This window comes from Streptantibioticus ferralitis, from assembly GCF_029223525.1.
Taxonomy (GTDB): Bacteria; Actinomycetota; Actinomycetes; order Streptomycetales; family Streptomycetaceae; genus Streptantibioticus_A; species Streptantibioticus_A ferralitis.
Window position 1 is genome coordinate 226911 of sequence record NZ_JARHTQ010000010.1, and the last position, 23925, is coordinate 250835.

Consider the following 23925-nt stretch of genomic DNA (forward strand, 5'->3'; position numbering starts at 1 on the left):
GGTGCGCAGTGCAGGGGAGGGCCGCGAGTGGTGGCTGGTGAGGGCCGCCCCACGGCCCCGATTACGAACAGCGGTACCGACCGTGGGTGCCGCGCACCTGGGGATAGGGCGGCCTGGTTCCGATTCCGCCGCGCGACGAACCTGGTGGTCAAGCAGCCGCTGTAGCTGCCGAACATCTGCTGAGGAGCATCCAATGAGCATCACCGACACCGACACCGTGAGCTGGAACCCCGAGGCCTTCGACGAGATCCTCTCGAACGACGGGGGGCGTCCCGTCCTGTTCACCAACGCCCGGATCCTGACGATGGACCCGCTGATCGGGACGATGACCGGCGCCGACATTCTGTTCATCGGCGCCCTGATCGTGGCTGTCGGCCCTGCCATCGTCACCGCTGCGGAGGACGACAACGCCATCGTCGTCGACTGCACCGGCATGACCATCGTCCCCGCCGTCGTGGACACCGTTGCGCTGGCGGGCGGCCGTGGCCGCCGCTCGGAGTACGTCGCGACGCTGACCCCGGGCAACAGCACCGACTTTCTGGTGGTGCCCGACGAACTCGCCGCCGACGTGCCTGCCGCGGTGGCCACGCTCATGTCCCGGCCGGAGCAGGTCCGCTCACTGGTCGCGGGCGGCCGGCCTGTCCTGTGGGCCGGCACCGACGCCCCCGGCAGGGCCACCGCCCCCGAGGCGGGCATCCCGGCCGCACCGGACCTGACCGGCAGTCCGCGGGTCGGCGTCTGGATCGACCAGATGGACTTCCTGCACCAGGAGCTCACCGCCGACGGTCGCTACGACGAGACCCGGGGCGGCCGACCGCACGCCTACCAGGGCCGCTACTGGATCGACGGCGACCGCATCGACTACCTGGACGACCTCGGCTTCTGGGCCTACGGAGAGTTCCGAGGCGACGAACTGCACCACGCGGGCTACGTCATGAAGCTGGGCCGGCCCTCGCTCGGGTCGGCGCAGCGACAGTCCTGATCCTGGGTGCGCGACTCCTGGGGAAACGGCGACCTGGCCCGCCAGATCCCCCTGCGAACTGATCCCGCAGCCGCTCTGGGTACGGGCCGTACTCGCCGATCGGCAGGTACGGCTCGATCAACGTCCAGTGGTCATCGGTGAGTTGCCTGCGCGTCACGGTCTCGTTCGTACCGGATCCGCCCTCCCGACGGATCCGGATCGGCAAGATTGATCACGACATCGCACAGCCCGCAGCAGGGTGTCCGGGTGGTTCAGCAGGGTGGTCGGGGTGCGGTGCTCGCAGAGTCCGGGATGGACGTGCCGCCCGGCGACCGCCACCTGACTGATCCCGATGCCTGGCGTGCCCGGCGCAAGAGCGTCGCCCAGCAGCGTGCCGAGGCCCTCAGCGCAGGGAGGCGCGCCCAGGCAACCGCCGCACCGGCCGACGCCGAGGTCCGGGCGCGCTTCGCCTCCCTGCCGGACAAACCACGCCCCAGTCGCGTACTGGTGAAGAGTCAGTATTCCAACCCTGCGCTGTTCATCTCCGACGCACGCGCCCGACTTCGAGCATGGCCTGGTCGGCGGGGACTACCGCGCCCGATCGCTCACCTTCGACCGCGGTGATCTTCTGCTGCTCTACACGGACCGCGTGACCGAGGCACGGGACGCGGCCAACCGGTTCTACCCGCTCGCCCAACGCCTGGCCACGCTGCCGCACGGGGAGCCGGACGCCTTGCTGGACCAGCTACTCGTGGACGTACGGGCCTACGTCGGCACAGGGCTGACGGACGACGCGGCCCTGCTCGCCGTCCGCCGGGAACGGTAACCCCGTCAAAAGGTCTGGCCCGGGGGCAGCCGCAGAAGCGGGCGGACAGAGCGCGGAGCCTTTAGCGCCAGTCTGCGGCAAACCAGAGGACCAGCTTCAGACGGACCGATTCTCCGCGCTGACCATCCAGGCATGTTTCTCGAAGCAGTCGATGATTGTGTGTAGAAGGTCGGCCGTCGAGGGGTCCTCGCTGTCGACCTGGTCGTGGAAGGTGCGCACAGTATCGACGGTGGCGCGCAGGCGCACGGTGATGAGATCGACCACCGCGCTGACACTCTGCTCGCCCTCCGGATGACGCGGGAGAGTGGTGGTCGCCGCCACGGTGTCAGAACGCCCGTCGGGAACAGACCCCAGAGCCCGCATGCGCTCGGCGATGGTGTCGGCCGCCTCCCGGGCGTCATCAACGATCTGATCCAGTTGCAGGTGGAGATCCCGGAAGTTGTGGCCGACCACGTTCCAGTGGGCTTGTTTCCCCTGCAGATTCAGTTCGATCAGGTCCACCACAATCTGTTGCAAGGCTCGGGCAAGCTGAGGCGAGGCCGTGAACCCGGCGACATCCTCGTCCGAGCGCCGGGAGGCCCCAGGGGAATCGGAAGAGGTCATGACAGCTCTCCTTCGGAGGTAGGGGTAGCGACAGGCCGGGCCCGGACGCGGGAGGCCGTTGGCCGACGCCACCGAGCCTACAAAGATCTTTCTCGGCCGCCACTCAACCTTCGTGGGGCTCGATCCCATCGACCGCACGCGTCGCACCAGCCCAGCCCGGACGATGCCGCCAGTACGTTCACACGATCGGGCGCGCCCTTCCGGATCACGTTGGGCTGCGGGCGGTGTTTCTTCCTCGAGCAGCCACATTCACCGACCGCAATCCCGGAGTGGGCACCGCGAGCCGAGGGCGACTACTGCTCACATATCTCACGGACATACGCAGCGAACGGATCGTCGTGGTTCAAGGATCGACCGCGTCATGGAGGTCCTCATCCCGGGTGCCATCATCCTGATGCATGTGGGAAGCACCAGCTCCACCGACCTCTCAACCAGCCGTGCTCTCCGTGGGAACGCCTCATGATGGCTGCTGCGCGGCGCCGGTGTCGGCGGAGGTCAGCGGGAGGCGCACCTGGAAGCGGGTGTCGCCCGGGACGGACTCGACCCGCAGGTCGCCGTTGTGTTTGTTGACGACGATGCGCCAGGAGATGTCCAGACCGAGGCCGGTGCCCTCACCGACCGGTTTGGTGGTGAAGAACGGGTCGAAGATGCGGTCGCGGATCTCCTCGGGCACGCCGGGGCCCGTGTCGCCGAACTCGACGAGGAGGCGGTCGCCGTCCCGCGCGGTGCGCACCGTCAACGTGCCTTCCCCGTCGGTGCTGTTCATCGCCGAGACCGCGTTGTCGATCAGGTTCGTCCACACCTGGTTGAGCTCGCCGGGGTAGGCCGGGATCTTCGGCAGGGTACGGTCGTAGTCCTTGACGACCCTGATGCGGCGGCCGATCTTCCCGGAGACCATCAGCAGCGTGCTGTCGAGCAGTTCGTGCACGTCGGCGATCTGGTAGGGTGCCCGGTCGATCTGGGAGTACTGCTTGGCCGCGGTGACGAGGGCCGAGATGCGGTTGGTCGACTCCTGGATCTCGTTCATGAGCAGTTCTGTCTCGACGGTGTAGTTGAGCCAGCGCACCGCGCCTTCGAGGGTGCCCTCCTCCACGGTTGCCGCGACGTGGTCGAGCCAGTCGGTGTCGAGGCCGGCCTGGACGAAGGTCGGCGCGAGCTGCCAGGCGTCGGCGATGCCGTGGTCCTCCAGCCAGTCGGAGATGGCGTCCTCCCGGTCCGAGGCTTCGAGCGGGCTGAGTGTGTCGGCCTTGGCGACGCGCTCCGCCGTGCGTTCCTGTACCTCGATGAGGGTCTCCAGGCTGTCGCGCCGGTACGGACCCGCCGCGATCGCGCCGAGCTTGTGGCGCATGCCGGCGACTCGCTCCCGGAGCGCGGACGTGGCCCGTACGGCCGCGGCGGCGGGGTTGTTCAGCTCGTGGGTGAGCCCCGCGGACAACGACCCTAGGGCCAGGAGCCGTTCTCGCTGGCCGACGGCGGCCTGGAAGCTCTTGGTCCCGAAGAAGAGCCCCTCCAGCAGGTGCACGGCCATCGGGAACCACTCGCGCATGATCGCGGCGAAACTCTCCGCCGGCAGCATGAAGAACCGCGAGCGCTCGGTGACGCGCAGGGAGCTGTTGTACACCTGCTGCACGCGGTCGCCCAGGTAGGACTGGAAGGCTCCGGCGTACACACCGCGATCGCAGGTCCGGGTGACCTCCACGTCGTAGTCCCCCACCCGGCGCGAGAGGACGACGGTCCCTTCGAGCAGCACGTAGAAGCACGTGGCCGGGGCGCCCTCCGCGTAGACGGGTCCTGGCTCGAACTCCTCCACGCGGCCTTCCCGGCACAACCGGTCGATCTGGTCGGGGGCGAACTCCTCGAACAGGAACAGGGAGGCGAGCTCCTCGCGACTGCACGGCATCGGCCGGCTGTTCATGACTGCTCCAGGTAGCGGTGCACGAGCATGACGGCCATGGCTCCCTCTCCGACGGCGGAGGCGACACGCTTGGCCGACTCGGCGCGGGCGTCTCCCGCGACGAACACGCCGGGGACGTTCGTCTCCAGGTGGTACGGCGGCCGGTCCAGCTCCCAGTCGGCTGGTGGGTGCCCGTCGGGGGTGAGATCGGGGCCGGTCAGGATGAACCCGCGGGGGTCGCGGCGCACGGTGCCCTCCAGCCAGTCGGTGAGCGGGGCGGCACCGATGAACACGAACATCCACTGGGCGTCGACGAGTTCGGTGTTGCCGGTCCGCGTGTCGCGCAGGGTGAGCCGTTCCAGCTGGTGCTCGCCGTGGGCGGCGTCGACGACCGTGTTGGCGCGCACGGAGATCGTGGGCGTCTCCTCGACCTGCTCGACGAGGTAGTGCGACATCGAGGTGGTCACGGAGGCCCTGCGCACGACGAGGGTCACCGACTTGGCGCCCCGGGCCAGATAGATCGCCGCCTGGCCCGCGGAGTTCGCGCCGCCGACGATGTACACGTCGTGGCCGTGGCACGCGGCCGCCTCGGTCAGCGCCGAACCGTAGAACACCCCGCACCCGGTCAGCTCCGCCACCCCGGGCGCGTCGAGTTGCCGGTACGACACGCCGGTCGCCAGGATCACGGCGTGCGCGGCGATCGCGGAGCCGTCCGAGAACCGGACGACACGGGAGGCGCCGTTGATCTCCAACCCGGTGACCTCGCGCGCGGTCAGCATCTCGGCGCCGAACTTCGCCGCCTGGCGCCGGGCCCGGTCGGTGAGCTGCGCCCCGGAGACTCCGTCGGGGAAGCCGAGGTAGTTCTCGATGCGTGAGCTCTGGCCCGCCTGTCCGCCGGTGGCGGACCGTTCCACCAGGACGGTGCGAAGTCCCTCGGAGGCGCCGTACACGGCCGCTCCCAGGCCGGCGGGTCCGCCGCCGATGATGACGAGGTCGTAGAAGTCGGCCGTCGGTGTCGTCGCCAGTCCGACCCGGGCGGCGAGGTCCCGGTCCGCCGGCTCCACGAGAGCCGTGCCGTCCGGGGTGACCACGAGTGGGAGCCGCAGGCCGTCCTGGCCCGCGGCGCAGAGCAGCCGGCGGCCCTCGGGATCGTCGGAGGAGTACCAGCGGTACGGCACCTCGTTGCGCGCGAGGAACTCCCGTACCGCCGACGAGCGCGCCGACCAGCGGTGTCCGACGACCTTGGTGACGGCCACCGACCGGTGGTCGGTGGCCCGCCAGGCCTCCAGGAGGTCGTCGAGGACGGGGTAGAGCTTCTCCTCGGGCGGCTCCCAGGGCTTGAGGAGGTAGTGGTCGAGGTCGATGACGTTGATCGCGTTGATGGCCGCGTCGGTGTCCGCGTAGGCGGTCAGCAGCACCCGCCGCGCGCCCGGGTAGACGTCGAGTGCCCGCTCCAGGAATTCGATGCCGTTCATGTTGGGCATGCGGTAGTCGGCGACGATCACCGCCACGAGGTCGCCGCGCAGCTTCAGCTCCCGCAGAGCGTGCAACGCGGACTCCCCGGATTCCGCGCGCACCACGCGGTACGACTCGCCGTAGCGTCGCCGCAGGTCACGGGCGACGGCACGGGACACTCCGGGATCGTCGTCCACGGTCATGAGAACGGTCCGCGCTGGATTGACGGCCTGAGCCATGGGCATCCCGTCCCGAGCTGATCGGCTTCCCGCCCTGGCGTCACCTGTCCGGGCACGCCCGAGCGCCGATAATGCCCATCCTATGAGCGATCGCAGCAATCCACCACGAAAGATCCATAATGACCCAGAGGCCGAGCGGGACTACGGCGCGTGCACCGTGATCGGCCGCGGGATGCCAGCAGGGGCGTGAGGACGGTGTCGAGCAGCAGGGCAGAGCCCGGTGACGATGACACCGGGAAGCCGCGCAAGGTCCCGCTGAGCCTGGTCGCCGTCCATCGGGCCGAACTCGGCGGCGCGCCGCTCAGCGACCCGATCGCGGGGGCGATCCGGTAGCCGCGCTGGGCGACCAGGCACTGGCCGGCATCGGGCGTCCAGCCGCACACCCGGGGTACCAGACACCCGTACAAGCGCGCCTGCCATCCCGGCCTCGCCTTCGTAAGCCCCTGCACCCGCGAACCCGAACCACCACCATCCCCGTTCCCCCCCCGCGACGGGGCACCGCGCCCTGGCGTTCCACGACCCAGCCTTGAGGGAGCCACCGGCCCACCTCGTCCGGCTCCAAGGGGCACCTTGAGCCACGTGCGCGGGACGGTCACCGACGCTACCGCGCTGGGTATCGCCAACTCCTTTGCAGAGGAGAGGACATGGCGCTTCTTTGGATCGAAGTTGCCCACTTCGATGTAGAACCCCAGGGGCTCCCCTCCGGTCGGGGCGTGCCTCGTGACACGGCCTAGCCTGACACCCCGGTTCGCCGGCCGCGCGTCCTGCGGCGGCAGGGCCGCCTCGCGCGCCAGGTCCGCGCCCTGTCCGACGGCCTGCGGCCGTCGGATGGTGCCAAGTAGCGGTCGTTTGGAGTGAGTTGGCGGCACGCGAGGGTGCCCCCGGCTTCAGGCACCTCGAACGAGTTCCGGCAAACCTGCGCAGGTCAGAGCCGTATCTCAGGTTCAGAGGCTCGGGCGCCGCCGGGCGACGAGGGCAGCGATGTCGTCGTCGAGCTCGCCGCCGCTGTAGGCGATCAGGTCGCGGTGGAGATGGTCGAGGAGCTGGTGGGGCGTCTCGCCGCTCCATGAGCGGATGCGTTCGGCGAGGGGGTAGAAGGCGCCGGAGCGGTCGCGAGTCTCAGTGACCCCGTCTGTGAACAGCAGGAGCTGGTCTCCGGGGTGGAAGGGGGCGAGGTCGACGTGGTACCCGTCGTTCACCAGCATGCCCAGGTTGAGCGGCGGCGAGGGAGCAGCGGGCTGCAGCTCCCGGACCTCGCCGCGGTGCAGCAGCAGCGGGGGCGGGTGGCCGCAGGTGACGGTCCGGACGACCGGTTCATCGTCCGGGATCTCGGCGAGGAGAGCGGTGATGAAACGTTCAGCGATCTCCGAGCCCGGGACCCCCGGGTACTGGGAAGCGTAGCGGCTCATGCTCGTCTCCAGGCGGCGCGCGAGGTGGGGCAGGTCGGGCGCGTCGTGGGCGGCCTCGCGGAAGGCGCTGAGCAGCGTCGCGGCCGTCTGGATCGCGAGCAGGCCCTTGCCGCGTACGTCACCGATAAGCAGCCGTACACCGTGCGGGGTGCGTATCGCCTCGTACAGGTCGCCGCCGATCCGGGCTTCCGCCGCGGCGGCCAGGTACAGGCTCTCGAGCGTGACGTGCCCGAGGTGTCGCGGTACCGGATGCAGCACCGCCAACTGGGCGGTCTCGGCCACTGAGCGGACCTGGACCAGTTGCTGGGCGCGTCGGGCAAGCAGGCGGTTGAAGAAGACGGCGAATGCCGCAATCGCCGCGAGGGTGGTCAGCTCAGAGTAGGCGGTCGCATCCCGCAGCGAATCGAAGTCCACCATCAGGCCGACAAAGACGGCGCACGCGCCCACTCCGATGAGCACGGTCCCCCACAGAGGCAGCAGCGCGGCAGCGGCAACCATGGCCGTGGCGAGGAAGGCATCCGGCCTGACATCGCGGGGTGTGAAGAGGCCGATGAACAGGCCGATGAACAGCAGCAGAGCAGGCAGCACGGGCAGCAACCTGCCCCGCGCACCAGCGCTGTGCGTGACTCCGCGTTCCTCAGGAGACCTCGCCACCGTGCCGCTCCCCAAGGTCGCACAGGTCGAGCAGCAGCCTAGGGCCGGAAGCCAGGCCACCGATTTGGGTAATTTTATCGCCGCTCGCCGGTAGCCTACGAACGCCGGGGAGGCTTTTTTCGTGCCTTGGGGCCGCTTCACCAGGACGCGGGGCGGCGCTTTGGGCCGCTGGTGCCCTCGGCGAAGCCCTCAGCCAAGCCGGCGCCGACACCTTCGCGATCGGCTCCTCCGACACGGGGGAGGCGGTCGCCATCGTGGCGGGAAGCACGCCGGGAGACCTCGCCGACCAGCTGCACGCCATCTGGCCGGCCCTGCACGCCCTCACCCCGCAGGCGTTCGTGCACGCAGGCATCGGACCAGCCGCCGCCACGCCGGCCGAGCTCCCCGCCGGGCTCGTGCAGGCCCGCTTCGCCCTGTCGGCCGCGCGGTCCGCCGCGCCGGCAACCTTCGCCATCCGCGCAGCCGAGGACATGACCGCCCTCACCGACCTGCTCGCCGGCATTCCCGCCGAAGTACGCGCTGGGTTCCGCGAGTTGGTCCTGGCCCCCCTCATCGAACAGGACGAGAAGACCGACGGTGTACTCATGGAAACCCTTGAGGTCTTCCTCGCCAACGACGGCTCATGGACCCGCTCGGCCGAGGCGCTGCACGTCCACGTGAACACCGTCCACTACCGTCTGCAACGGATCGAACAGCTCACCAACCGCAATCTGTCCCGGCTCGCGGACCGCCTCGATCTCCGCGCGGCACTCCTGTGCGGTCCGTCGGGCAAGCGACTCACACCCGTGGATCAGCCCGGACGGCCGCAGCCCTCCACAACGGCCGGTCGACGGTGACATGGGTTCACCGTGGTCCAGGGACCGGCCCCGCCCTCGGTGACGGCCAAGGAGCGCGCGTCCAGGACCTACGACGACTCGTATTCAACCGTGCGGTTGACAATGCAGGCCAGAAGCGTAGCCTCGTTCTCAACCAGTCGGTTGAGAACGAGGCATCCGGAGGCATCCAGTGACGGACAACCGGCTCTCCCGAGCGTTCACCGCGCTCGCCGACCCGACCAGGCGGGACATCGTCGCCCGGCTTGCGCTCGGCGACGCCACTCCGGGTCAGTTGGCCGAACCGTTCGACGTCTCGCTCCAGGCGGTGTCCAAGCACCTGAAGGTGCTGGAGGACGCCGGGCTGATCAGCCGCAGCCGCGACGCCCAGCGTCGCCCTTGCCACCTCGAGACCGAGGTGCTCGACCTCATGTCCGCCTGGGTTGAACGCTACCGGCGCCGCGCCGAGGAGCGCTTCCAGCGCCTGGACGCAGTCCTGGCGTCACTTGACGAGGAAGAAGAGGAAGCATCATGACGAGCCAACCGGCCCAGGAAACCCGTATCGACGCCGACCCCCAGCTCCCCACCATCCGCATCACCCGCGAGTTCGCGGCACCCCCTGCCAAGGTCTTCCACGCCTGGACGGACCCGGACCTCGTGACGCAGTGGCTCGGCCCAAAGAGCCTCACCATGAAGATTGACAGCTGGGACATGCGCACCGGCGGCAGCTACCGCTACCGCGCGATCCGGGAGGGCCAGGTGGTCGCCTCCTTCTACGGCTCGTTCCATGAAGTGCGCCCCAACGGCAGGCTCGTGCAGACCTTCACCTTCGAGGGCGTGCCCGATGGCGTCAGCCTGGACACCGCCACGTTCGAGGATCTCGGCGACGGCCGCACACGCGTCACCATCCTCTCCGTCGTCGACTCACTCGTCGCCCGCGACGCGATCCTGGCCAGCGGCATGGACCAGGGTGTCACCGAGGGCTATGAGCGCCTCGACGCCCTGCTCACGACCTTCGCCTAAGCAGCGTTGTCGATCAAGGGGTCACCGTGACTTGCGTATCAAGCTGAGCTGAACGGTTGATCCGGAGCGTTCCAACTCCTCGCGTGTTCCCGGACCTTGATGACGCGGTGCACAGCATTGCGCGGGAGATGGCCTGTTGCACGTTGGTGGAGCCCCGGTTAGTCATTTGCGACCCGCCGCGACAGGTAGAGCCCCTTGAACGGCACGGATGAATTTGTCAGCAACCACAAGCACGCCGGATCGCGTGAACTCCGGGCGCTTATGGTGGACTTCGGTGGCCGAGCCGTAGCAGACCGCCGACGAAGGCCCCGGGATCAGGCCGCTGCGCCATGGCACTCGCCCCGTGCCCGGCGGGCCGCTCAACCCCGTTTGAAGAACTCGACCTCGCCCAGGGCGATGTGACGTCCCGGTCCCGTTCCGGCCGCTGCGCGGATGACGAGCGTCATTCGGGCCACGTCGCTGATTCCGGTCAACACTGTCTGCGGGCCCGGCTTGTCGTTCAGGGTCACCGTCTGCTCGTGCACCTTTCCATCCGACGTCGTGGCCAGGAGGTCCAGGCTCGTGGGCCGTGCCTCCCGCTGGAACTGCTGCGGATCGGTGGAGGCGCCGGTGTGGATGATGAGGTCCACCAGCCGGAACGGGGTGTGGAACGTGAAGGTTATCGAGGCCCCGAGCTGCGGCGCTCCCCAGTAGCGGTTCGTCAGGCCGTCGACGGCCGCGGCCGCGGGATGGCCTTCGACCTCGGCGCTCGCCGAAACCCCGGAGGGGCTGATCGCTGACGCGCCGCGGAGCTTGTCCCGCACGTCTTCGTAGGCTCTGCGGCCGGCCGGGTACAGCAGGATCCCCGCGACCACCACCGCCGCCACCACGATCAGCGTGATGAGCCGTCGCAGGGTGTTGCCGGAACCGCCGATGCGCACCCGGCGCCGGAACGGCCAGCGCGTGCGCCACCACGGGAGGGTCGGCGCGGGTGCGGCGGTGGTCAGCGGTGCCGCGCAGCGTCGACAGAATCGCCTGCCGGGCCGGTTGGGCGTGCCGCACCGAGGGCATGGGGGGCCGTCCTGGGCGTCGTCGACCGCGGATGGCCGTACGACGGGGCGTGCGGGGATGGGCTTGGCAGGCTGGACCGCCACCGGGTCGGCCTCGGGCGTTCGGCGTGCCTCGGCTGCTGGTTGCGCGCCGCGCGGAAGCGGGGATCCCGCCTCGGCGGCGGGCGCACCCGCCGGTTCGGCGTCGGGCGCGGGACTCCGTGCCGGTGACGCACTGGGCTTCCCGGTGTCCGCAGCCGATGCGTCGGCCCGGGCATCCGCCGCCGGGCCGCCAGGCGCGGCTTCCTTCTCGTCACGCCGCCGCGGCTCGGCGGGCGCGGACGGACTACTGCTCGCCGCGGCCGGGCCGGTCGTGGATGTTGCTCGGGACCAGCCCAGGTAGGCACCGCAGTTGCCGCAGAAGTCGTCCCCATCACCGTTGGCCGATCCGCAGTCGGGGCACGTACGCATGCGTCAGCTCTCCTCTCTCCCCGGTGGACCGGGCAGGATCTGCACCCGGCAGGTGAGATGGACCGGGCAGGAAGCCCGGACGACGGCCAGTACCTGGGCCTCGTCCACCTCCGGGGTCCGTATGGGCCAGACCCGAACCAGCAACTCACCGGAGGGCGCGAGCGGAAGCGTAGGGTCCGGAGTCGTGGACCAGGACACGCCGCCGCCGTCCACGATCTGCGCACCGACTCCGAGACTCAGGCGCAGCCGCTCCTGAAGTCCCCGCCGGGTTCCGCGCCACCTGTGCAGCTCCACCGCGCGCTCGACCACGGTGCGGCGTACCTCCTCCGGCCAGGCGGGGTCGGCCTCCATGCCGACCCAGTCCGCCAGCCAGGCGAGGAAGTCCGCTGGAGCCAGCCGTGGTTGGAAGTAGGCGGGCAGGTTGTCCAAGGCGGCGAAGACCGGGGCGAGGACGGTGTCCAGGCCTGCTGTGAACCGCTGGGCGAAGTCATCGTCGGCGTAGAGCGCGGGCAGCATGTCGCCGATCGGATGGGGGCTCGGCAGGCCCGGGACGGCGGCTCGGCTCATGACAGGCCGTCCGGGAGAACCGAGTTGACCACGACCTGGTGCTGATAGGAGAAGACCAGGGCGTCCGGTGCGACGTCGACCCGCTCGGCGGGCGCGCCCCGGCGTCCGGTGATCGGGTCCGCCGGGAACAGCCGCAGCTCCTCGACCGTTGCGACGCCGGTCACCTGCTGGAGTGCGGCGAACACCTCCCCGTACTGCACCGCCCTGCCGAACGGCCAGCCCGTCCCGTCAGCGCCACCGCGCAGCGGGTTGAGATGCCTGAACAACGCCGCGAGCGCCGCCTCCCGTACGCGATCCGCGTCCGGGGAACGGGTTTCGAGCCGGGCGACCACCGTCACGCCCTGGTAGTCGGGGGGTTGTACGACGAGCCGGGTGCCGATGAGCCGCCGCTCGTCGAGGGCTGCCGCGATGGCGGACAGCATCTGTTCGCCGGGGATCAACTGCTCGAAGCGCAGGCGGTCGTCCTCGTCCGCCACCGCGTCGGGTACCACGAGCACACGCACCGCGCCCGCTTCCCCGGCCACGGCCGGCACGCACTTGACGCGGGCCGCGGAGGGGGCGGCCTGCCGGGCGATCATCTCGAAGTCCCCGGCCGTGACGGCTCTCTCCTGGAGGCGCAGCAGATGGGGGGCGCGCAGTTTGGCGTTCTCCACCGTCTCGCCCTCGACTCCACCCCTGGCGGCCTCGCGGTTGTCGACCCTGGCCACATACGGGACCGAGCTGCGCAGCACCGAGATCGTTCCCCGGGCGACGTTTCCGGCGGTGCCGCCGCCCGTGCGGTAGAGCGGTACGCGCAGCTGCGCGCCCTTGGGCGGCACCGCGCCGAAGGCGCGCAGGCTGCCGTCGGGTTCGCGTACCGCGGGCGGGAACATGAACTCGCCCGTGGTCGCGTCGATCACGACGTGCCGGTCGGTCGGTGACGAGTCGCCGAAGTGCTCGACGGCCGTCCACCTCTCCCAGCCCTCGCCGGCCGACGCCTCGACCACCGGGGGCTCCCCGTCGAGCAGGACGGGCGGCTTGCTGACGCGGAAGCGCTGGCCCGCGACCCCTTCCGACGTGCCGAGAGGTGCGTCGGTCACGGTCTGCGCGTGGGCGACGGTGGCGGTGCCGCCGATCGTGAACACCTCGGCCCGGCGGATCGTGGGGGACTCGGAGTAGAAGGGCTGGTCCCGCTCCGGCTCGGTCACCCGGCAGCGCAGCCAGCCCGCCCTGCGCCCGGCGACCACCGATGCGACGTGTCCGGCCGGGACGAACACCACCACCTCGCCGGGCCTGTTGAGGCCACCGGTGGTGTCTGGCCCGGTATCGCAGGCGATCCACCGCACACCGTCCCACACCTCCCACGCCAAAGGCGGCTGCCGCGGGTCGACGCCGACGCCCTCCACCCGGCTGTCCAGCCTGACGACGAGGATGCACCGCGGTACGACGACGGGCAGAGCGAACAGCATGGCGTCCCCGGGCTCGGGACGCGGCTGGAAGCACGGCACGTCCGCGCCGTCGGCCAGCCGTGCCGTGCAGTCGGCCTGCTCCCCCGAGGCGGAGACCGTGACCAGCCGGTCGAGGGAGCTGGGGACGACGGGGAGGTCCTCGACGGTGGAGAACACCACCGCCTCCTCGGTCTCGGTCCGCAGCGTGGAGACCTCGGTGTCCGCCCGCAGGAGAACGGTCTCGGGTTGCGGGGCCGACAGCCAGAAGTCGACCTCGGCGGTCGCCGCGGCCGGCGGGAAGAGCCGGATGCCCAGGAGGTCGAGGAAGGCCGAGTAGTTCTTCTCCGGTACCCGGTTCAGCCGGTACAGCAACTGGTCCACCATGTACGCGAAGGTCTCGATGAGTGTGACCCCCGGATCGGACACGTTGTGGTCGGTCCACTCCGGCGCACGCTGCTGTACGTACCTCTTCGCCTCGTCGACGAGTTGCTGGAAGCGGCGGTCGTCCAGGTTCGGGGAGGGCAGCGCCATCAGCTCTCTCCTCCGTCCGAAGCGTCCGGGGAGGCCGGGATGGTGTAGAAGGGGAACACGAGGTTGCGGCGGTCGTTCGTGGACCGCACGGTGTAGTGCACGTCGATGTAGAGGGTGCCGTTGTCGACGGTGTCGAAGGCGATCACGACATCGTCGACCTCGATGCGCGGCTCCCAACGGTCCAGGGCCGTGCGCACCTCGCGCGCGATGCGGCCCGCGGTGGTGCCGTCGCCCGGCGCGAACACGTAGTCGTGGATACCGCAGCCGAACTCGGGGCGCATCGGCCGCTCCCCGGGGGCGGTACCGAGCACCAGCCGGATGGCCTCCTCGATCTCCCGGTCCCGGTCGACCATCCCGATGCCGCCGGTGGCGTTCACCCGGAGCGGGAAGGCCCAGCCGCGGCCGATGAAGCCTCCGCTCACCCGGCGCCTCCCATCAGCACGTTGAACGCGCCGGTCACGATTTCGGCGCCGCAGACCGTCTGGTCCCCCATCCGAGCCGCGGGCAGCCCCCCGATCAGAACCTCTCCCCCGGCCACCGCCGCGAGGTTGGGCATGACGACGTTGGCGGGCCCGAGCTCCACGTGCGGGACGCATTCGTGCAGGCTGCCTGCGACGGCGGCCGGCCGGCCGCCGATCAGCACGGTCTCCACCGCGATGGCGCCTGGTGGCGCGGTGGTGATGACACCGCCGTGGTCGGTGGCGTCGCCCGTCCGGGCTGCGGGGGGCATGTGCGGTCTCCAATCCGGTGGTTCGATATCCGGTGGTTCGAGGGATCAGCGCGGTTGCGGCGTCCCGGGCCGTCGACGGCGGTCAGTTGATGCGGACGAGGTCGGCCTTGAGCACCGCCAGCACACCACCGTCCACGGTGACCGACGTCTCGCCATTGACAGTCACCGATCCCCCGCGCAGGTTCACCGCTCCCGTGCCGGCGTCGAGGGTGATACCGGACGAGGACAGGCGCACCGAACTCGCCGCTGCCGCACCGGCCGCGCCGAAGACGGTCAGGACGATCTCGCCGCGCTGCTCGTCCAGCCTGACCTCCAGCTTCTTGTCGCCGCTGGCCAGCCGGACGCCGGACGGGCCGCCCGGAACGTCCAGCAGCTCCATCCGGTTGCCCGAACGGGACACCAGCGAGCGGCGGTTGACCCTGCCGCCGGCCGGGTCGACCAGCGGCACGTCGTGCGGCGAGGGTTTGTCGACGCCGTTGTAGAGGCCGCCCAGCACGTAGGGGCTGTCGAGGGAGCCCTGCTCGAAGCCGACCAGCACCTCGTCGTTGACCTCGGGACTGAGGACACCGCCACCTCCGTGGCCTCCCCACTGGACCGTGCGCACCCAGTCGGAGACGTAGTTGTCGTCCAGCCACGGGAACTTCAGCCGCACCCAGCCGCGTTGCGCGTCTCCCGGCTCCCGGACGTCGGTGACCACGGCGATGGCCAGACCCTGCATCCGCGGCCCGCGGGGTGGCGCGTTGCCCCCGGTGACGAGCCCGGCGAGGGAGCGGTCCGGTGCCGTGCTGACCACGACCGTGGTCCGGTAGCCCCGGTACGGTTCGAGTACATGGCGCGCCGAGGTGGCGGTGTAGCGGCCGGAGAAGGCAGCACCGACGTTGCCCAGGGCGACGGGTGTGCCCGCCTTCAGCATCGGGTTGCCCTCGACGACCGCCTCCAACTCGCTGAATCCGGCGCCGACCGTGGCGGCGAGCGACTCGGCCGCGGCTGTCGTCTCCGCCTGCGTACGGTACGGCGTGTCGGCGACGGTCATCCGTGTGGGACCGGCGAAGGCGGAGCTCACCACTGACGGGCTCATCCCGGGTTGCACGGTCTGGCTGGCCACCGAGGGTTCCGTGGCGACCAGGGCGCTCTTGGTGGTGACGTTCCAGCCGCGCACCTCGACCGTGCCCGCCCCTGCGGCGGCCGTCAGTACGCTTCGCAGTTCCAGCAGGTTGCGGCCGTACTCCAGGACCATCGGGCTCTGGGGAGCGGGGGTGGAGGGGGGCGGGGCGGAGAACGCGGGCTCCGGCTTGACGAACTCCAGCAGCCCTTCGTCGTCGACGCGCACCTGCGCGCCGCTCTCCTGCGCCAGGTACTGGAGAAACTCCCAGTCCGAGACGTTGGCCTGCGAGAGCTGCTGGTGGACGGTGGCGAACGCGTCGATACGGCCGCAGCCCAGCCCCGCACCCGCAGCGACCTCGCTGACGATGTCCGCGGTCGTCATGTTGCGGAAGGCCTTCACCTTGCGCCCGCGCATCAGGCGGTGCGTGGTCGCCGACGCCCGTACCACGGTGAACGAACCCGTCGTGTCCACGTCGAGTTCCAGCGCGGTCACCTCGCCGGTGAACAGCCGCACCTGCGCGTGCCCCTGCACGGTGACCACGGAGACCCGCAGCCGGGTGCCGATGGTGATCCCGGTGTCGGAGAGGAATTTGTGGTCGTAGTCGCGGAACGTCAGTACGGCGGTGTTGGGCAGGCCGACGCTTTCGTCGATGTCGCAGGACACGAGCTGCGCCGCCCATGCCGGTGGCAGCGGGCCCGGCGCCTCGACGACGGGGTCCGCGGCGAACGACCGGCCGCCTCGCGCCTCGGGAGTGGTCATGAACGCCTGCCTTGTGCCAGTTCGTCAGTCCCCGGCACGATCAGTTCCGTTCCGGGCACGAGCACCATCGGGTCGTCGATACCGTTGGCCTCGGCGATGGTGCGCCATGCCGTCGCGTCGCCGTACTCCCGCCAGGCGAGCAGGGGCAGGCTGTCGCCCGCGATCACCCGGTGGGTGCTGCGTGCCTCCAGCGAGCCGGAGGTCGGGTTCTGGCCCGCCGGATCGACACTGGCCTCCTGGATGCTGAGCGAGCAGGTGGCCCGCAGCGGCTTGCCGTCGACGTCGAAGAGCGTGTAGCTGACCGACAGGCTGGTCAGCACGCCGTTGAACGACGTCGTCTTCGACGTGCCCCAGTCGAAGCGTATCCACGGGCTCGCCGGGGTCTTGCGCGCCAGGCTGCTCGGTGTGGGGACGCAGGCCGCCATCAGCTGCTCCACAGCCTTCTCCACCGAGTTGTCGTGGGTCGCCGTCGCGTCGAGGAACACGTTGAGGGAGAGCGCGCGCGGTCCGCTGCCGACGAACTCGGGCAGCGCGGACTGGCCCGCCATCCGGGACGGTGTGCGCCGCCACTCCGTGGTCTTGCTCAACACGAGGGTCGCCGGGTTGAACTGGAGGGGAAGCCTCGCGATGGCCCCGCCGGGCTGTGCGCCGACGGTCGAAGGGGGCTCCATGATGGTCAGTTGGGCCCGGGTGTGACTCGTGGGGACCGCTGAAGACATCCCGTACCTCCTTCCATGAGTCGTCCACGACGGCACGTCATGACGGACGCAGGCCCGCGTGTGCGATTTCCAGGGTTTCGACGGCGGCTTGGGAGTTCCCGGGGTCGAACGACGGCCCCTGCCACCGCACGGGGACGATGCCCAGCACCTGCCAGCTGACGATGCGGCTCAAGTCGGGCCGCAACGCCACGATTTCGCCGTCCTTCGGCTCCACCCGCCGCACGATCTCGTCCAGCCAGCGCGCGATCTTGGTGGTGTCCGCGGTGACCGCGCGGGTCAGGGTGATGTTCGACCAGGTGATTCGGCCCGGCAGCTGCCAGGAGAAGCCGTTGTTGCCGCCCTCTGCGTACTGTTCGATCTCGACCTGGGCGCCGAGCCCCGAGCACGTCGCGAAGTCCCCCAGGTCGTTGCCGCCGATCGTGAGCCTGAAGAACACGCTCGTCGCGAAGATGTTGTCGGTCATCCATGCCTCCGTCACCTGCCCGTCGATGCCTTCCGCGCTCAGCGGCGGCCGTCGTACGGCCGCCCGGCGCGTTCCCTTCCCCGGCGCAGTTCGGCGCGCAGCAGCCGTCCGACGGGTTCGATCAACCGCCGGGCCAGTTCGTCGATTTCGTTGATGTCGACACCCGCGGCAGCCCCGGTCGGCGATCCGGCGCTCGCCTCCGCGGGCGATCCGGCGGCCGATGCCTCGCCCTCGGCCACGGGCGCGACGTCGGCCCGGGTGCGGGACGGTACGGCGGTCAACGGCACTCCGGACAGCCCCGCTTGCTCGGCCACCCGCTGCAGCACCCGTGCCGTGTCGGCCGAACGCCGCGACCGCGAGGCCGCCGTACGCGGGGCAGGCACAGGCGTTGACGTCCCGTCTCCCCGAGCCTGCTGTGTCCACGACGCGGTACGCGCCGACGCGACGGAAGGAAGCGGCGCCGGCTCCGGGCTCGCACCCGGTGTGACAGCTCCTTCCTCTGCCGTGCGCCACGGCCGGGCGGGACCACTCGGCGACCGTGCCAGGGACGGCCGCGCGGCCCCGGCGCCGACCGGCAGCCGCTGGACCGACGATCGACCCGTCACTCCCCCCGGCGCCGCCAGCCGTACCAGGGGCACGCTCGTACCAGGCCCACCCCGCGAGGTGGTCGAGGGCTCCGTACCGCGGCGGAGGGGGGAAGCCGGGACGGCGACCGGTGGCGTGTCGCGGTCGCCACGTCGCACGCGCCGGGCGGGGGCCGCGGCAGACCCTGGAGGCGTTCCGGGCAGCGCCGGTTGCGCGTTCGGTCCTGTTGAGCGCGGGCCGCCGGGCACGGAACGCTGCACGATCGGGCGCCCCGCGGGTGCAGGACCGCGCTCCGGTGGCTGCGGGCTCGGCGCTGTCGCGCCGCGTGGGCTGTCGGGCACCGGCGGCCCCGGGGCAGGAGCCGTGGCACGTGCGACGCGGGGCTCCGACGGCCGCACGTCCGGAGCAGCGCCGGGTGGGTCCGCCGGTGGCGCTGGGCGCGGATCATCGAGTTGGTGGCGGGCCTCTTCGCGCTTCGGCAGCCGTGGGACGCCGGTGGCCCGGCGCCGCCGCGTCCTGGGTGTCGCCGGCTCCGCGGCCGACCGGCCGTCGGCGCGCCGGGGAAGGTCGTGAACCCATACGGCCCCTACGACCGGCGTGGCGCGGGCGGCGGCGGAGCCGGTATCCGTTGCGGGCGCCGCCGCGGGTGCGCGGAGATCGAGCACCATCGGGCGCTCGCCGAGCAGTCCTCGCGTGTGTTGGACGGGCGCGGTCGCATGCGGCGCGATGCCGCCGGTCGGCGAGCGCGCCACGACCGTCGGCCCGTGGTCGCGCTGCGGAACGGCACGCCGCGCGGTCTCACCGCCACCGACGCTGCGGGCGTGGCGAGCCGGGCCCAGCGCTCCAGTGGCGTCACGCTCTGCCGCTCCGGCGGGCGGCTGCGGCGTGATTCCGGACCCCCGCGGTCCAGAACTGGGCTGACGCGAGGGGAAGTCGCTGGAACTCGTCGGCGCGGCGTCGATCGGCTGTGGCGCGGATGCCGCCCCGCGCCCGGCCGTTGGCGCGCCGATGTCGCGCTGCTCGTTCGCATCCGCGCCTCGATCGCCGGGGGCCGGGCCGCGCCCGGGGTCGGGCCGTCCGCCATCGACCGTGCGCTGGAGAGCTGTTGTGTTCAGCGCGGCGTCGAATGGCCGCCCGGGCACAGATACGTCCACGGGGACGCCTTCCGTGCGCAGCGGCATCCCGGTCCGGGCGGCCGACCGCGGTGGTGTGGGGACCGTGGGGGGGACGTGTTCCGGCGCGGATCCACTCGCGCCGTCCGTGCCGACGCCCGCCGCCGCGGTGTCCGTGATCCGCCGGGCGGGGCGGCGCCTGCCGAGAAGCGGGGCGGTGCCGTCCGGCACACCCGCGGTCGGCGGCAGCGCGTTGAGGGGCGCGCCCAGTCCCCCGCGCGTCCGCGCGTCGGCGGTGCCGGCGCGCGGCTGCGTGGTGGGCTGAGCACCGGGCGCCGCCGGGGGCGGCCCGACGGAGGAACCGCCCTCGTACGGCGCGCGCTGCACAGAGGTGCCGTCGCGCCGTTCGGGCGCGGGGTGGGAATGCGTCGACCCGCCCGGCGGCGGGGCGGAGGCTGATGGTCCGGGTCCGCCGGGCACGCTCTCCGTCAGGCCGATCGGTTGGGTGGGCGAGGGGACGATCCGCATCGGTGAGGACGCGGGGCCTGGCGCGTCGTCAGCGTGGCCGAGGCCGTCCGCGGCGTGCTGTGTCGAGGCGCTCGCGGGCAACGACGTCAGCGGCGCGCCGAGTACCGGCCTCGCCGATGCGGTTCCTCCCGCGCCGCCGCGCTGCTCCAAGTCGTCGGTGTCCCGTGCCGAAGGGGAGTCGGATGCCGCGACCGGTCCCGCATCGGCGCCCGATCGCTGCACCACGATCGGCACCGAGGCCACGGGTGGGCGAGCCACTGCCGATGCGCCCTCTCCCGCGCCGCCGCGCTGCCCCAAACCGTCGGCATCCCGCGCCGAAGCGAAGTCGGATGCCGCGACCGGTCCCCCGTCAACACCCGATCGCCGCACCACGATCGGCACCGAGGCCACGGGTGGGCGAGCCATTGCCGATCCGCCCTCTCCCACGCCGCCGCGCTGCCCCAAACCATCGGCATCCCGCGCCGAAGCGAAGTCGGATGCCGCGACCGGTCCCCCGTCAACACCCGATCGCCGCACCACGATCGGCACCGAGGCCACGGGTGGGCGGGCGGTTGCGACGGCCGGTTCCGGGTCAATGCCGGTTCGTTCCGCTGGGATCGGCGCGGAGGCCGCCGATGGGCGGGCGGTCGCGGTGGCCCGGTCCGCCGCCGCGGGCTCTGGCTCGGTGGCGGACCGGTGCGTGGGCGTCGCGCCCACGGGACCCTGCGCACCGCGGGGCGGGACCACGGTGACCGCGCGTGTAGGGAACGGCCGTGGGGGCGGGGCCACGGTCAGCGGCTCGCCGATGGGGCGGAGCAGGACCAGGCCGGTCTGCTGCGGCCGGGCCCGCCCCACGGACGGCGCGGCGCCGTCGTCGCCGGGTGCCGCCGGGGCCGCCGGCGTGGCGCGGAGCCGCCGGCGCGCGGCTCGGGACCTCTGCACTGGTGGTACCGGCTCGGTCCCCGCCTCTGTGGGTTCGTCCGGCTCGGACGCCTGCGGCGGTGCGGCGTACGGCAGCTCGGGGTCGTCCGCGTCGGCAAAGGTCGCAGGAGCGAGCGGCCGTGCCACCGCACGCAGCAGTCCCGCCGGGGCGGACGGCAGCACCGCGTGTCTCAGTGCGCCGCTCAAGGACGGGTTCTGCCAGGCGGCGAGCCGTGACCTGAACCGGAGGCCGTCACTGACTCCGCCCGCCGCCCCCGCGACGGTCGTGGCCAACGGCGGGACCGCGCGCCAGCCCCCGTCCCCGCCGGTGTCGGAGCGGTGTGGGGCGTCCGCCCCGGCCCGGGGGGCGCGGACATCGTCCGCCGCGCCGCCGCCCGCCCGGCGTGCGAACCTGTCCCAGAACCCCATGCCGCTCACCCGCCTTCGCTGACGCGGGTGTTGATCCGCGCGATCTCCCGTACCCACTGCTGGCGTTCGCGGTGGGAAAGGTCGAGGATGTCCTCTCGCTGCCAGTGGAAGTGGTAGGCGATGTACGCGATCTCCTCGTACAGCCGAGCAGGCGCGTACGTCACCATTCCCCCAGGCGCCCACCAGCGAGGTCCACTTCGAAGGAACCGTCGCAGTGCGGGCAGGTCACCGCGGCGCGCGTGTGGCCTTCGCTGTTGATCCGCTGGTAGAAGTCCTGGAGGAACGCGACATCGGTGGCGTACATGCGCTCGACGACACCGGCGTGCACGTCGGTGACGTTGCCCAGCCTGGTGATCACGTGGCTCAGCAGCACCACACTCAGATATGCCGGGTTCTCCTTGACCCGCTGGTCGATCTGGGGCATCAACTCGTCCCGCGCGGTGGCCAGACGCATGGCGCCGTGCCGGTGCACGGTACCCTCGTCGTCGACGTACCCCCGCGGAAGCTCGAACTCGAACTCCGTGCGCAACTCGTGCTCCTGGGACTCCCGCCCCCGCTGCGGCGCAGTCCGCTGTGCCGGGGCCGGTGCCTGCTCCAGGAGTTCCTCAAGGCCGATCCGTCGCCTCATTCGACGGAGATCTCCTCGAACACGATGGTCACCGTCTCGGTCGCGGCGTTCGACTCACCCGCGGTGAGCGTGGGGCCCTCCCACCTGCTGGCCCACGCGTTCGTCAGCTGGATGCGCCGAAGCGTGGCGCCGGTGGTGTCCTTGACCTCGATGGTGAGGTTCTGCCGTGCGGTGTTGATCGCGCCGTTGTTGAGGGTCTCCTTGATCCACTTCGTGAACGCCCCACTCTTGTCGAGACCGCGGGTGATCGTCACCTCGCCCGGCAGCCGCGCCCCTGGCTGCTTGCGGACGATCAACTTGCCCTGCTGGGTGACCTGTTTGTACTCGACGACATCCTGGTCGACGGTGAGGTTGCTGATCTCCTTGACGGACTCGACGTTGTAGCCGCCGAGTTGCACGCCGAAGATATGTGTGGAGAGCGGATCGCCTTCAGCCATGGCTGCGTGTCACCTCCCGGTGTGTTCTGACCCTGCTGGTCACTCGTTGACGAGGCTCGTGCTGTCGGAGAACTGGGACAGCCGGAACACCACGAACTCGGCGGGCTTCACCGGAGCGACCCCGATCTCGCACACCACCTGCCCGAGGTCGATGGACTCCTGGGGGTTGTTGTCGCGGTCGCACTTGACGTAGAAGGCCTCGGCCGCGGTACTGCCGAACAGCGCTCCGCGCCGCCACTCCTCGGTCAGGAACGCGGTGATGTTCCTGCGGATGCTGGACCACAGCCGATCGTCGTTGGGCTCGAACACCACCCATTGGGTGCCCAGGAGTATGGACTCCTCCAGGTAGTTGAACAGCCGCCGCACGTTGAGGTAGCGCCAGGCGGGGTCCGACGAGAGGGTCCGCGCACCCCAGATCCGGATGCCGCGCCCGGGGAAGGCGCGTACGCAGTTGACGCCGATCGGATTCAGCAGATCCTGCTCGCCCTTGCTGAGGCGGATCTCCAGGTCCACCGCGCCGCGGATGATCTCGTTGGCCGGCGCCTTGTGCACACCGCGTTCGGAGTCGCTGCGCGCCCACACACCAGCGGCGTGCCCGCTCGGGGGGACCATCACGTTCCGGCCGATCGCCGGGTCGAACACCTTGATCCAAGGGTAGTACAGGGCGGCGTAGCGGGAGTCGAAGCCCGCCTCCTCGTTCCGCCAGGTGCGCACCTTCTGGGCTGTCAGACCCGGCGGGGTGTCCAGGACGGCGATCCGGTCACCCATCTGCTCGCAGTGCGACATCACCGCCAACTGAACGGTCCTGACCCCCTCCGCGTCGATGTCACCGCGCTGGAAGGCACTCATCAGGTCGGGCACCGCGACCATGGTGATCTCGTCGATCGCCTCCAGCCCCGCGAATCCGGTTCGGGCCGAGGCGTCGCCCACGTACTCCGCGGGGTCGAGCCGGGTGGCGGGGGCCGCCGGCGCGGCCGCGGGGGCGGCGGCGAGTGCGAGAGCCTGGCGCTCCGGGCGGCTCGGCGCGGTGCCGGGCTGCTCGGTCACCGCGATGAGCTTCGACTCCTTCAGCTGGGTGACGACATATCCCTTGATGTTCCTGCGTGTGGAGACGTCGTACGTCTCGGCCACCTTGTCGCCCTGCCGAACCACCAGCTTGAACCGGTCGTCCGGGACGTTCTCCCCGTCGGCGTCGGCGATCTCGACGGACACGTCGGGTCCCGCGCCGGGCAGGGCCGAGAACAGGAAGCCCGCGACCGCGGTGGGCGCGGGTGCCTGCCGGACGGCGTCCTTGCTGGTGCCGGCCGCCTGCGCGGGCCCCCCGACACGTACGACGTAGGCCGAGCCGCCGCCGTTCGCGAAGAAGCCGTACACCGCGTGGGCGAGGTACGTGCCTTCGGTGAAGCCGCCGAACTGCTGCACGTACTGGTCCCAGTTGGTCACCAGGGTGGGCTCGTGGAAGGGACCGGTCTCGGCGAAGCCGACCAGGGCGGCGACAGCCGTGCCGACCCCCTCGATCGGCCGGGCACCGGACTGGACCTCCTCCACATACACGCCCGGGGTGAGGTACGACGGCATGCTCGCTCCTTCGGGTGGCCCGTCATTCGCCACCGAGTCTGCTGCCAGGGCC

The 23925-nt window shown here is 71.0% G+C and carries 23 protein-coding genes; 6 read left to right on the plus strand and 17 right to left on the minus strand.

The window, feature by feature from the left end; translation table 11 throughout:
* The first annotated feature begins 193 nt into the window (after window positions 1-193).
* Both P2L57_RS18165 and P2L57_RS18170 read left to right on the plus strand, forming a co-directional pair.
* Window positions 194-982 (plus strand): Atu4866 domain-containing protein, encoded by a 789-nt coding sequence (locus tag P2L57_RS18165; protein ID WP_275815699.1) that lies wholly within the window; start codon window positions 194-196, stop codon window positions 980-982.
* A 553-nt stretch (window positions 983-1535) separates the two neighbouring features.
* The gene (locus tag P2L57_RS18170) at window positions 1536-1787 is read left to right on the plus strand and encodes a SpoIIE family protein phosphatase (protein WP_275815777.1); all 252 of its coding nucleotides are present in this window, start codon (window positions 1536-1538) and stop codon (window positions 1785-1787) included.
* 96 nt (window positions 1788-1883) lie between these two features.
* Here P2L57_RS18170 and P2L57_RS18175 read toward each other — a convergent pair whose 3' ends face one another.
* The 3 genes from P2L57_RS18175 to P2L57_RS18185 form a co-directional block, all read right to left on the minus strand.
* Window positions 1884-2390, minus strand: a complete 507-nt coding sequence (locus P2L57_RS18175) for a Dps family protein (protein ID WP_275815701.1) — start codon at window positions 2388-2390, stop codon at window positions 1884-1886.
* Between the two features lie 457 nt (window positions 2391-2847).
* On the minus strand, window positions 2848-4305 hold the full coding sequence (locus P2L57_RS18180) for an ATP-binding protein (protein WP_275815703.1): 1458 nt from the start codon (window positions 4303-4305) through the stop codon (window positions 2848-2850).
* On the minus strand, window positions 4302-5978 hold the full coding sequence (locus P2L57_RS18185) for an NAD(P)/FAD-dependent oxidoreductase (protein ID WP_275815705.1): 1677 nt from the start codon (window positions 5976-5978) through the stop codon (window positions 4302-4304). The genes P2L57_RS18180 and P2L57_RS18185 overlap by 4 nt, the downstream gene beginning before the upstream one ends.
* Before the next feature lie 195 nt (window positions 5979-6173).
* Between P2L57_RS18185 and P2L57_RS18190 the strand changes: the two genes are divergently transcribed.
* Window positions 6174-6311, plus strand: a complete 138-nt coding sequence (locus P2L57_RS18190) for a hypothetical protein (protein ID WP_275815707.1) — start codon at window positions 6174-6176, stop codon at window positions 6309-6311.
* A gap of 611 nt (window positions 6312-6922) precedes the next feature.
* Here P2L57_RS18190 and P2L57_RS18195 read toward each other — a convergent pair.
* Entirely contained in the window at window positions 6923-7975 is a 1053-nt protein-coding gene (locus tag P2L57_RS18195; protein ID WP_275815709.1) for a PP2C family protein-serine/threonine phosphatase, read from the minus strand.
* 320 nt (window positions 7976-8295) lie between these two features.
* On the opposite strand from P2L57_RS18195, the gene P2L57_RS40235 reads away from it, so the two are divergent.
* From P2L57_RS40235 to P2L57_RS18210, 3 genes are all read left to right on the plus strand, one after another.
* On the plus strand, window positions 8296-8877 hold the full coding sequence (locus P2L57_RS40235) for a PucR family transcriptional regulator (RefSeq protein WP_275815711.1): 582 nt from the start codon (window positions 8296-8298) through the stop codon (window positions 8875-8877).
* Window positions 8878-9046: 169 nt separating this feature from the next.
* Entirely contained in the window at window positions 9047-9388 is a 342-nt protein-coding gene (locus P2L57_RS18205) for an ArsR/SmtB family transcription factor (protein WP_275815713.1), read from the plus strand.
* Window positions 9385-9876, plus strand: coding sequence for an SRPBCC family protein (locus tag P2L57_RS18210; protein WP_275815715.1), 492 nt, complete (start codon window positions 9385-9387; stop codon window positions 9874-9876). Before P2L57_RS18205 ends, P2L57_RS18210 begins: the two co-directional genes overlap by 4 nt.
* A 359-nt stretch (window positions 9877-10235) precedes the next feature.
* Here the strand turns inward: P2L57_RS18210 and P2L57_RS18215 are convergent, their stop codons facing one another.
* The 13 genes from P2L57_RS18215 to P2L57_RS18275 form a co-directional block, all read right to left on the minus strand.
* Window positions 10236-11375, minus strand: a complete 1140-nt coding sequence (locus P2L57_RS18215) for a zinc ribbon domain-containing protein (protein WP_275815717.1) — start codon at window positions 11373-11375, stop codon at window positions 10236-10238.
* Window positions 11376-11378: 3 nt separating this feature from the next.
* On the minus strand, window positions 11379-11942 hold the full coding sequence (locus P2L57_RS18220) for a phage tail protein (protein WP_275815719.1): 564 nt from the start codon (window positions 11940-11942) through the stop codon (window positions 11379-11381).
* A complete protein-coding gene (locus P2L57_RS18225; protein ID WP_275815721.1) occupies window positions 11939-13900 on the minus strand; it encodes a putative baseplate assembly protein in 1962 nt (653 codons plus the stop codon). Before P2L57_RS18225 ends, P2L57_RS18220 begins: the two co-directional genes overlap by 4 nt.
* A complete protein-coding gene (locus P2L57_RS18230; protein ID WP_275815723.1) occupies window positions 13900-14322 on the minus strand; it encodes a GPW/gp25 family protein in 423 nt (140 codons plus the stop codon). The genes P2L57_RS18225 and P2L57_RS18230 overlap by 1 nt, the downstream gene beginning before the upstream one ends.
* Window positions 14319-14630 (minus strand): PAAR domain-containing protein, encoded by a 312-nt coding sequence (locus P2L57_RS18235; protein WP_275815725.1) that lies wholly within the window; start codon window positions 14628-14630, stop codon window positions 14319-14321. The genes P2L57_RS18230 and P2L57_RS18235 overlap by 4 nt, the downstream gene beginning before the upstream one ends.
* An 82-nt stretch (window positions 14631-14712) precedes the next feature.
* Window positions 14713-16494, minus strand: a complete 1782-nt coding sequence (locus P2L57_RS18240; protein ID WP_275815727.1) for a VgrG-related protein — start codon at window positions 16492-16494, stop codon at window positions 14713-14715.
* Window positions 16491-17213 (minus strand): CIS tube protein, encoded by a 723-nt coding sequence (locus tag P2L57_RS18245; protein ID WP_275815729.1) that lies wholly within the window; start codon window positions 17211-17213, stop codon window positions 16491-16493. Before P2L57_RS18245 ends, P2L57_RS18240 begins: the two co-directional genes overlap by 4 nt.
* 37 nt (window positions 17214-17250) lie before the next feature.
* Window positions 17251-17676, minus strand: coding sequence for a phage tail protein (locus tag P2L57_RS18250; RefSeq protein WP_275815731.1), 426 nt, complete (start codon window positions 17674-17676; stop codon window positions 17251-17253).
* Between the two features lie 38 nt (window positions 17677-17714).
* Window positions 17715-21230: a hypothetical protein gene (locus P2L57_RS18255; protein WP_275815733.1), complete on the minus strand. Its 3516-nt coding sequence runs from the start codon at window positions 21228-21230 to the stop codon at window positions 17715-17717.
* Window positions 21231-21235: 5 nt separating this feature from the next.
* Entirely contained in the window at window positions 21236-21394 is a 159-nt protein-coding gene (locus P2L57_RS18260; protein ID WP_308292485.1) for a DUF6760 family protein, read from the minus strand.
* Complete coding sequence (locus tag P2L57_RS18265) at window positions 21391-21858, minus strand: hypothetical protein (protein ID WP_275815735.1); 468 nt, start codon at window positions 21856-21858, stop codon at window positions 21391-21393. The genes P2L57_RS18260 and P2L57_RS18265 overlap by 4 nt, the downstream gene beginning before the upstream one ends.
* Window positions 21855-22295: a phage tail protein gene (locus P2L57_RS18270; RefSeq protein WP_275815737.1), complete on the minus strand. Its 441-nt coding sequence runs from the start codon at window positions 22293-22295 to the stop codon at window positions 21855-21857. The genes P2L57_RS18265 and P2L57_RS18270 overlap by 4 nt, the downstream gene beginning before the upstream one ends.
* Window positions 22296-22334: 39 nt before the next feature.
* Window positions 22335-23873 (minus strand): phage tail sheath family protein, encoded by a 1539-nt coding sequence (locus tag P2L57_RS18275; RefSeq protein ID WP_275815739.1) that lies wholly within the window; start codon window positions 23871-23873, stop codon window positions 22335-22337.
* Window positions 23874-23925: the final 52 nt, after the last annotated feature.

What these genes read in the sequence shown, in the direction of transcription:
- P2L57_RS18185 (WP_275815705.1), bottom strand. Translation starts at nt 5,978, where the DNA reads ATGGCTCAGGCCGTCAATCCAGCGCGGACCGTTCTCATGACCGTGGAC.
- P2L57_RS18250 (WP_275815731.1), bottom strand. Translation starts at nt 17,676, where the DNA reads ATGACCGACAACATCTTCGCGACGAGCGTGTTCTTCAGGCTCACGATC.
- P2L57_RS18245 (WP_275815729.1), bottom strand. Translation starts at nt 17,213, where the DNA reads ATGTCTTCAGCGGTCCCCACGAGTCACACCCGGGCCCAACTGACCATC.
- P2L57_RS18265 (WP_275815735.1), bottom strand. Translation starts at nt 21,858, where the DNA reads ATGAGGCGACGGATCGGCCTTGAGGAACTCCTGGAGCAGGCACCGGCC.
- P2L57_RS18235 (WP_275815725.1), bottom strand. Translation starts at nt 14,630, where the DNA reads ATGCCCCCCGCAGCCCGGACGGGCGACGCCACCGACCACGGCGGTGTC.
- P2L57_RS18275 (WP_275815739.1), bottom strand. Translation starts at nt 23,873, where the DNA reads ATGCCGTCGTACCTCACCCCGGGCGTGTATGTGGAGGAGGTCCAGTCC.
- P2L57_RS18175 (WP_275815701.1), bottom strand. Translation starts at nt 2,390, where the DNA reads ATGACCTCTTCCGATTCCCCTGGGGCCTCCCGGCGCTCGGACGAGGAT.
- P2L57_RS18215 (WP_275815717.1), bottom strand. Translation starts at nt 11,375, where the DNA reads ATGCGTACGTGCCCCGACTGCGGATCGGCCAACGGTGATGGGGACGAC.
- P2L57_RS18180 (WP_275815703.1), bottom strand. Translation starts at nt 4,305, where the DNA reads ATGAACAGCCGGCCGATGCCGTGCAGTCGCGAGGAGCTCGCCTCCCTG.
- P2L57_RS18270 (WP_275815737.1), bottom strand. Translation starts at nt 22,295, where the DNA reads ATGGCTGAAGGCGATCCGCTCTCCACACATATCTTCGGCGTGCAACTC.
- P2L57_RS18225 (WP_275815721.1), bottom strand. Translation starts at nt 13,900, where the DNA reads ATGGCGCTGCCCTCCCCGAACCTGGACGACCGCCGCTTCCAGCAACTC.
- P2L57_RS18255 (WP_275815733.1), bottom strand. Translation starts at nt 21,230, where the DNA reads ATGGGGTTCTGGGACAGGTTCGCACGCCGGGCGGGCGGCGGCGCGGCG.
- P2L57_RS18240 (WP_275815727.1), bottom strand. Translation starts at nt 16,494, where the DNA reads ATGACCACTCCCGAGGCGCGAGGCGGCCGGTCGTTCGCCGCGGACCCC.
- P2L57_RS18210 (WP_275815715.1), top strand. Translation starts at nt 9,385, where the DNA reads ATGACGAGCCAACCGGCCCAGGAAACCCGTATCGACGCCGACCCCCAG.
- P2L57_RS18220 (WP_275815719.1), bottom strand. Translation starts at nt 11,942, where the DNA reads ATGAGCCGAGCCGCCGTCCCGGGCCTGCCGAGCCCCCATCCGATCGGC.
- P2L57_RS18165 (WP_275815699.1), top strand. Translation starts at nt 194, where the DNA reads ATGAGCATCACCGACACCGACACCGTGAGCTGGAACCCCGAGGCCTTC.